Here is a 2,035-nt window from a genome sequence, read left to right on the forward strand (position 1 = left end):
CCTCAGCCCCAACGAATACGAACGCCGACACCACGCCGATAAGCTCACGCTCGCCGCGTGATCAACGAACGCGTGTCCACCATCACGGGGGAAGGCCCACCTATCCGGAAACCGTGGCCGTCGCCCGTGTCCTGGCCAGCCCGCGCTGGCAGCAGCAGACCCTCACCCAAGCCCGCGGTCATCTGCCCTACCGTCTTGGCGAGATGCCCGCGCTGCTGGCCGAACTCGCCTGCCGGCTCCAGCGGCCCTGGCTCGCCCGCCACCTCGCCACCATCACCCACGGGCCACTGTTCGCCTGGGCGCACTCCTTGGTCCGCGCCCACACCGCCAAAGCCCCCGCCGACCGGAAGGCCCTGTGGACGGTGCACTCCGCCCACCGTCCCCGCCCCCTCAGCGACCTCCTCGCCCGCCCCGCAACCGCCGGCGGCACCCCGCCCGCGCCAGGGCCCGCCAAACGGCTACGCGGCCACAGCCTCCAGGCGGAGCGCGCCTTCACCCAAGGACTCACCCACGCCCGCGCCTACTACGAGGAACACCAACACCTCGCAGTGCCCAAGGAAGACACCCCCGCCGGTTATCCGCTGGGCCAGTGGCTCGCCAACACCCGCACCCGCCATACCCGCATGCCCGCCCACCAAGCCGCCGCCCTCACCGGCCTGTATGCATGGTGGAACGCACCCTGGAGCACCCTGTGGCAGCGCACCTGGCACCAAGCCCGCACCCACACCCAGACCCACGGCCCGCTCAAGGCGGCCCGAGGCTTTCCCACCACCAGCTTGAGCCTCGGCGAATGGCTGTACCTGCAGTGCACCTGCTACCCCACCCTCCACCCCGAACAGCAGCGCCTGCTGGCCCAGATCGGCATCGACGCCGCGGCGGCGGCCGCCGCCCGCCCCAGACGACGCAACCTCAAGGCCGGCGCCGAAGAAGCCCTCGCCCACGCCCGCTCCTACGCCGCCGAACACGGCAGCCTGACGACCATGACCTCGGCAACCGTCCACGAGGGCTTCCGGCTGGGCCAATGGCTCGCCAACCAACGCCAGTACCAGCGCACCGGCTACCGCCCCCTGCCTGCCGACCGCGCCCACGCCCTCGCAACCATCGACCCCTGGTGGAACCCACCCTGGAACCTGCACTGGCAGCGCGGCTACCACCGCGCCCGTACCGCCGCATCCGGCCACATCCTTAAGGCCGAGAACGGCTTCCACGCCCTCGACGACCCCGGTGCCGCCGACTGGCTGTGGCGCCAGTGCACCACCTACGACGAACTCCACGACGCACAGCGGCGACTCCTCGCCGAGATCGGCCTCACCCCACACGTGGCCCGCACGGCCCAAGACCACGCACGTACGGCGTCGAAGAGACCGACCGCACCCCAAGCCCCGAAGAAACCGGCGTCCCCGGCCCGGAAGAAACCGGCGTCCCCGGCCCGGAAAAGACCGGCCGCACCTGCGGCTCCGGACGGGGAAGACAAAGCCGGCCACGCCCGACAGGCTGCAGATCCTGCACCTCCCACCGCACGACGCCCCACTCGGCGTGCCGCCGAACCGAAGCGCCCCCGCGAGCCCCGCAGCCGCCTCGGGCACCGCCCCGACCTGAGACCAGGCTTCGACACAGCCCTGGCCCACGCCCGAGCCTGGCACGCCGAACACGGCCACCTCGCCGTCCCCCGCGACACCCGACATGACGGCTATCCGCTGGGGTGGTGGCTGTTCAGCCAGCGCAACCGAGCCAAAACCCGCGCACACCGCGGTCTGCCGCCCTCACCCCACCTGACCGAACTCGCCGCGATCGACGCCTGGTGGAACCCGCCCTGGAACACCGAATGGCAGCGCAACTACCACCGCGTCCTCACCCACATCGCCGCAGGCGAACCCTTCGACCCCGACACCCGCATCCCCGCCCCGAACACCGTCATCGGCTCCTGGATCACCCGGGCATGCCTCCAGTACCACCAGCTCCACCCCGGCCAGCAGCGCCTGCTGAACACGATCGGCATCACCGCCCAGACCACCGAACAGTGGCCGCCCAGCCC

1 protein-coding gene is annotated in these 2,035 nt (G+C 71.5%); it reads left to right on the forward strand.

Annotated features, from left to right (window positions below):
• Positions 1 to 113: 113 nt before the first annotated feature.
• Positions 114 to 2,035, forward strand: a 1,922-nt coding sequence (locus tag V7E45_RS39935; protein ID WP_333779195.1) for a Helicase associated domain protein, incomplete at its 3' end; no start/stop codon positions are given.

The organism is Streptomyces sp. IBSBF 3136 (genome assembly GCF_036815105.1).
Lineage (GTDB): Bacteria > Actinomycetota > Actinomycetes > Streptomycetales > Streptomycetaceae > Streptomyces.